The 7082-nt window shown below is 48.4% G+C and carries 4 protein-coding genes; 1 reads left to right on the top strand and 3 read right to left on the bottom strand.

Going from position 1 to position 7082, the window contains the following annotated elements; all coding sequences use genetic code 11:
* The first annotated feature begins 175 nt into the window (after positions 1-175).
* Positions 176-3661, top strand: coding sequence for a transcription-repair coupling factor (mfd, locus tag WCO51_07825; protein ID MEI6513169.1), 3486 nt, complete (start codon positions 176-178; stop codon positions 3659-3661).
* Positions 3662-3901: 240 nt separating this feature from the next.
* Here mfd and WCO51_07820 read toward each other — a convergent pair whose 3' ends face one another.
* The 3 genes from WCO51_07820 to WCO51_07810 form a co-directional block, all read right to left on the bottom strand.
* Positions 3902-4612: a PEP-CTERM sorting domain-containing protein gene (locus WCO51_07820; GenBank protein ID MEI6513168.1), complete on the bottom strand. Its 711-nt coding sequence runs from the start codon at positions 4610-4612 to the stop codon at positions 3902-3904.
* 247 nt (positions 4613-4859) lie between these two features.
* The gene (locus tag WCO51_07815; protein MEI6513167.1) at positions 4860-5849 is read right to left on the bottom strand and encodes a GRP family sugar transporter; all 990 of its coding nucleotides are present in this window, start codon (positions 5847-5849) and stop codon (positions 4860-4862) included.
* A gap of 45 nt (positions 5850-5894) precedes the next feature.
* The coding region (locus tag WCO51_07810) for an alpha-L-arabinofuranosidase C-terminal domain-containing protein (protein MEI6513166.1) at positions 5895-7082 on the bottom strand (1188 nt) is incomplete at its 5' end.

Genomic DNA, 7082 nt, shown 5'->3' with positions numbered 1-7082 from the left:
GATAGAAATAATCAGGAGCAATCCAGCGATCCATATATAACTGCTTTTCCAAATTTGCATTTAGATTAACATTCCTCCGATTAAGATACTATTATACCGTATAACTGATAATCGCGAAACAGCATGTGTGTAGAGCTTTTAGGATAGTACAAGCGTGCATGGCTGCACGGGTACAATGAATACGATGCATCTTAATGAATGGCTAGCTCGACCGGAGAGCTTGACCTCGGTCCGGCAGTTGCTTCGCAAGGCAAAGGGAAGAGCAGAATGGTCGGATGTTGCTCCTGAAGCGAAGCCTCTACTTATAGCAGCGCTTTGGCATGATGAGCCGCGCCCAATGTTGATAATCACGCCCACTCACGATCGAGCGGTGCAGTGGCAGGCGCGATTACGTCTGGCTGGAGTTCCCGATCAATCCCTTCGGATGATGCCGTCCTCGCTAAGTATGCTTTTTGATGATGCCCCGCCTGAAATGGGAGTTCTCTCAGACCGCCTCGGTTCGCTTATGGCTCTTGCTTCCGGTGAACCAATTATTGTTATTGCTACAGGCGCCGCAGCGCTGGAACTTACATTAGCCCCTGAGCACCTCAAAAGCCTATTGACGGTTATTCGTGTTGGTGTTGATTGGGATCTTGAAGTATTATTAAAACGGCTGATTCGTATTGGCTATGAAAATCAAGAACCAGTGAGGCTGCCGGGACAATATAGTCATCGCGGCGGTATTATTGACCTCTTCCCATTGGCCCTCCCTTTTCCCGTTCGAATTGAGTTGTTCGGTGATACGGTTGAAAGCATTCGAGAATTTGACCCTACCTCCCAGCGGTCAATACGGGAAATCTCTGATGTCATAGTGGCTCCTGCGCGGGAAACAATTTTTGTTCCAGAAGCTGGCAGGAAGCTGGCAGTTGAGGTGCGTAAGCGATTAATTGAGTACAAAGACCAGCTTCCTTATGAGGCGCGCGAGACATTGGAGGAGCGAATCCAAGAAGATGCCTTAGCATTAGAACACGGCTCTTATTTCGACAGAGTGGACCTCTATCGGCCTAATTTGAATCCAGCGAGTCAGGGCGGGCTTTCTTACCTATCTGAGGATGGCTTAGTGGTGCTGGATGAGCCATTAGAGTTGGATGGCCAGCTCGAACGTGCCTTTGAAGACGCTCAGCATGTGATTGATGCCCACCTAAGACGCGGAGAGATACTTCCGACTGAACCGCAGGCATTCCTGCTGCCTATCGCAAAACTTGGATCAAAATCAAGTGTACTTTCGTTGAATGCGATGGGGGCAGATGTGCCTTGGTTTAAACCTGACGGGCAAGTTGAGCTTAAGGCGTCCTCGTTATCACCCTATCATGGCCAGGCGTTAGCTCTCGTGCAGGCGATGAAGAACTGGCTCGATAAAGGCCTATTAGTAATTGTTGCGACCGACCAACCGCACCGCGCTTCCCAGATGCTGACCGAATTGGAAATTCCAAACACCGAAGCTATTACCGAGGGTGAACTTGCGCCGGGAATAGCTCAACTTGTTCATGGGAACCTTGCGGGCGGCTTTGTGATGCCTGAAGCCCAATTTGCCTTTGTGACCGATACTGAGCTATTCGGCGTTGCTCGATTGCGTATGCCGGCCAAAAGGGTTCATGAGGGTGTGCCGATTGCTTCGCTGCTTGACCTCAAACCGGGCGACTTCGTTGTTCATATTTATCATGGCGTCGGTGTCTTCCGAGGCTTGGTCAAGATGGAGCGCGACAAAACAGAGCGTGAATTTTTGCAAATTGACTACGCTCCGCCGGATAGGATGTTTGTGCCGGTCGAGCAGATTGACCGCATTCAAAAGTATTTAGCTCCGGGGGAAGAAAATGCTTCTGTTATGCGGCTTGGCGGCGGGGAGTGGACACGGTCTGTCAAGGCTGCGAAGGAGGGGGCGAAGAAACTCGCGGGGGAGTTGACGAGGTTGTATGCGGCTCGCAGGAAAGCGGAGAGGCCCCCATACAGCCCTGATACACCCTGGCAGCAGGAGATGGAATCGGCATTCCCCTATGTCGAAACACCTTCACAAGCGGTTGCAATTGCGGATGTTAAAGAGGACTTGCAAGAAGAAAACCCAATGGATCGCCTGGTTTGCGGCGATGTCGGTTTTGGTAAGACGGAAGTTGCCGTTCGGGCCGCCTTCAAAGCGGTTCAGGATAACCGCCAGGTTGCGATCATGTGCCCGACGACGATCCTTGCCGCTCAGCATTTCGACACCTTCCGCGAACGCCTTGCGCCTTACCCTGTAAATGTTGCGCTCCTGAGCCGTTTTCGAACTCCAAAACAGCAAAAACAAACCATCGGGGAATTATCGACAGGGGCAGTAGATATTGTCATCGGCACTCATCGCTTACTCTCAGAAGACATTAAGTTTAAGGATTTAGGACTGCTGATAATCGATGAGGAGCAGCGTTTCGGCGTCACCCACAAGGAGCGTCTTAAGCAGAAGCGAACTCAGGTTGATGTCATGACCCTTACAGCAACACCCATACCGCGCACCCTCTACATGGCTTTGGTGGATATCCGCGACATGAGCGTAATTAATGATCCTCCGCCAGGCCGCTTGGCGATTCGAACTTATGTGAAGCCGTGGGACGATGAATTGGTTAGGGATGCGATTATGCGGGAGCTTTCACGCGGTGGGCAGGTTTATCTCGTTCACAATCGGGTTGAAAGCATATATCACATTTGTGATAAGTTAAGCCGAATGCTTCCTTACGCTCGCTTTGTTGTCGGTCATGGCCAGATGGATTCTTCGGAATTGGAACGCGTGATGATCGATTTCCACGATCAAAAGTATGATGTGTTGGTTTGTACGACCATTATTGAAAATGGGTTGGATATCCCGAATGTGAATACGATTATTGTTGACCGCGCTCATCGAATGGGGTTGTCTCAGCTTTACCAGTTGCGTGGCCGTGTTGGGCGTTCAGATAGGCAGGCCTATGCTTATTTACTTTATAGAGTAGGCAAACAGTTAAACGATGTGGCTTACCAGCGCTTGGCTGCGTTGAAGGAGTTCAGTGAATTAGGCTCAGGGTTTTCCCTTGCAATGCGGGATATGCAAATCAGAGGCGCCGGTGAGTTGCTGGGCGCAAAGCAGCATGGCGCGATGGCCGGGGTTGGCTTTGAGCTTTATATGCAGCTAGTCAACGAAGCGATTCATGAGATACAGGGCACTCCGCAGGATGAGATTTTATTCCCAACTTTGCCTTCCATTGATTTGCCGGTATCCGCGCTTATTCCAAAGAAATATGTGGAAGATGAAGGGCAGCGCCTGTATTATTACAAACGCTTGGGCAGTATCTCTGATGATGTTGGCTTCAATGACCTTCTTGCGGAGCTTAAAGACCGCTATGGTGAACCGCCTCCGCCGGTGAAAATTGCATTCCGAATCGTTCGCTTGCGTTTACTAGCAAGAGACGCCAAGCTGCAAAAGATTGAAGGCAGGGCAGGGCATATCTTCCTATGGTTGCGCAAAGATATTAAGTTCAACCCAAAGACCATGTACCAACTACAGACCGTCTTTCGTCAGCACCGCATTAAGCCGGATGGAATAGAGATTCTAAAGATCGGCGAAGATGTGCTAGGCGAGGTAGAAGCAGTCGTTCGAGCGTTGGCAGAAGCTTTCAAGTAGTATTAAATCCGCTTCCCTGAGTAGGCCGTCAGGCCATATCGAAGGGTACTCAGGGTTGGCAGGTTAGCCCTCACTCCCTATTTCATAGGCCCCTCCCCCAATTGGGGGAAGAGGGGAGGGTGATGAGGGCTTTAGACGTTTCTGACGTGGATTAGAAATCTGTATATACTTCCAAACAAAAGAAAACAGCCCATCCGAAGATGAGCTGTTGTAATTAATGTGGTCTGATCAGCAAGCTTATTAGGCTTTGCGTCGCAGAGCTAGTAAGCTACCGAGTCCTGTTACGAGTGCAATGATCGCACTGGGCTCAGGAACGACTTTAGTGGCTTGAAAGACACCGCCTGTATTCGCTGCGTTATATCTAGTTGTACCATTACTGGTAATAAAGTTATCACCAACACGACCAATCGTGTATTTGGCATTTGCGAAGTCAGCAGCAATCGCATTAGTCTTAACAACGAATTGTATTGCTGAATTGTTACCATTTTTCAAGAGGTTAGTTTTTGGTGATGCGATACCTGGGTCACCAGGTGCTCCAACGCCAAACACAACATTTAAGATGTTACCAGTTCTGGTAATCGAGCCACCAGCTGCTTGACCAGCTGTCTGCGCTTTGGCCCAACCGCCACCGATTAATGCAAAAGTTGTACCATTAGCAACAGTACTGCCTAAATGGGCAACAGAACTACTATCCTTGAAAAGAATATCTACGTAGCGGGTATCAATCTGAAAGGTCGTAAGGATAGTCGCACATGTGTTACCAAAATCATCAACATTAACATCAGGTAGTTGGGTCCATGTAACTATTTCCGTAGCATTAATAGTAACATCACCCTGTAATGCTGTTACCCATGTCTGGGTTGGAAGGCTAACGGTGAAAGCTGCGACACCTGCCATCGCGCCGAGGGTTAGTGTCAAGGCGCCTACTGCAAACAAACTTCGAAGTCTCATAAAACATACTCCTTTAAAGGCATTTTTGCTTTTACTTTTGCTGACTGACTGCTTTCGGTGCACTTTGGCTTCAACCAATCAACATGTTCATAATAACACGGGTAGGGCTGTTTGTCAAGAGCAAAAATTTCCTAAAAATCGAAAATCAGTCAATGTAACAGCATAAAGTACGATGGTGAATTCACTTTCAAATATATATAACAAAATTACTGGTAAGACTACCAGTAAAGAATTTGTGCCTTTTCGTTTAGACTTTGCCATGACCTGTCGCTAGAGAGAGCAGAACAACGCCGACGGCAGAGGCGAGTAATCCTAAAAGAATACCGGCCCTATGTCGTTCAATATGAATTTCACGGTAAACCCATATCCCAAAAGCGACTGTAATAAGAGTACTTAGATTCGAGGCAGGGACGGAGACGGACATGGAGATATAGGACATCGCTTTGCTGGCCGCTGCAGCTGCTCCTACCCATGCCAAACCAGTTAATGAGGCTAGCATCCATTCGCGACGGCTGGTGACGCGTGGGACAAGAATCTTGGGGTGAGCGATCGCATAGTAAATCACCGCTGCAATTCCGACCCCTAACCCCATCCCGCTCAAAAAGGACATTGGGCTGATTTGATAGTCAAACCAAGCCTGTGTACGCATGTGATGGAAGATTAGCTTCTGCGGCACGGTGTAACCGCTGTAACAAAAAGCTGCCAATAGACTCCAGAGAATTCCTATCCGAAATAGTCGTGAGCGTTCCTTGGCTGGGCGATTGGGGTCAAAAGCGGCGGAATTATCCGGGACTTCCCCCGCTGCCGTCTGGCCGAAGATTATTGCGGACATTGTCATCAGCAAACTGCCCAAGACAGCTTCGGCTAACGGTAATGGCTTATTTATAACAAATTCCTTAAAGATGCCGATCCCATAAATAGTGACGAGGATTGGCCCTAAGTTCTTTATAGGAGTAGAGCGGGTTAGACCGATTAGTCTGACTGCCTGTGAGTAGCCAATCGTCCCGATAAACCAGAGAACACCGCAACCGGTTGAAAGTAGTATATCGGAAGGGTCATTTAGCGCCCGCTCTCCAAACGCAAGCCGAACCAAAGTGGAACTAATTGCGACGCTTATTCCCAGAATCCATAAAAAGGAATTGTTATCGAGCTTAGAGGCTTTACGCGGCACCATATAAACGCCAAATAAGACGCCGCCAAACAGCGAAAGCATGAATCCAAGTGTTGCTACATTCATAAAGCTATGTTTTAACCGAGGTTGCCCCCGTGTTGTGGTTCCCTTCTAACCGATTTCTATATCAATACGATTAACCGAAGCCGGCTCAAACCGTACTATTAAAGCATCAGTATTAGCCGTAAGAGACGATACCTTGGGTATGACCTCAAATGGATGCGAAAAAGTGTTGTTGGCGCGAATATCTTCATGAGAAAGGGTTGTCAGCCGGGCCTCTCTTATATTGGCGCCCCGCAGGCATATCTCAGCTTCCATATTTTCAGTGGCATGAAGATTAGTAACGGTGAGCGCAATCGTATTGCCTTTCACCGAAGCTGAACCTGCTAGAGCGGGTAAATTCTCAACTTGCGGCGAACTAATGTCAACATCAAGTCCCTGGGCATTCTGGTGTACGGCATACAACTCATAAATATAGAAAACCGGCGTTGCTACAAACTTGTCGCCATCCGTTAAGAACAACCCCTGGAGGGCATTTGTTAATAAACAGATGTTTGCCATGTGAACTTTGTCCGCATGGCGATTGAAGATGTCCAGACTAAACGCATCGATTACCGCATCCCTCATAGTCGGAACCTGGCCATATAAGTGCTTCGGACTTGCTTCTGAGCCTGGCAGATGCTGAGCGCCCCATTCATTTATGATCAGTTTAATCCTTCGATCGGGGTCAAACTCGCTAAGGACGCCCCATTGGCCCTCGATTACCTCTTCCAGATGTTTGGCTTGATGAAGCATCGAATACCAATCTTTCAAAGTAAAGTTAAGGCTTTCAGTGCCGCTTTCAAAATAATAATGAACGGACCATCCGCCGATTGTGGTTGGCTTCGCCCGCTGATTTTGCTCGAAGAATCGGCGTGTCCAATCGCGGTCGTCATCATAGGGACCACTTGGAATTGTAAAAAGTGGCACATCATATCCCGGCATCATCGTCACAAATCGGCGGTAAGTGTCCGCATAACCTTCTGCCGTATTGGTTCCGCCAAATCCCCAGGTTTCATTCCCAATTTCCCAGAATTTAACGCCGAAAGGCTCGGGTGATCCGTTTTCTGCCCGCTGGTCTGCTAACGTTGTGGAATTAATTGGAGCGTTACAGTATTCCATCCAGTAATGAAATTCCTGTGGTGAACCCGTCCCCACATTCGCTGTCAGATAAGGTTCGGAGCCGATCAGGCGGCAGAAATTCATAAATTCATGAGTGCCGAATTGATTTGGTTCAGTTGCATCATTCCAGCGGCCATA

The organism is bacterium, assembly GCA_037131655.1.
GTDB lineage: Bacteria > Armatimonadota > Fimbriimonadia > Fimbriimonadales > JBAXQP01 > JBAXQP01.
This window is presented reverse-complemented; position numbering and strand designations above follow the sequence as displayed.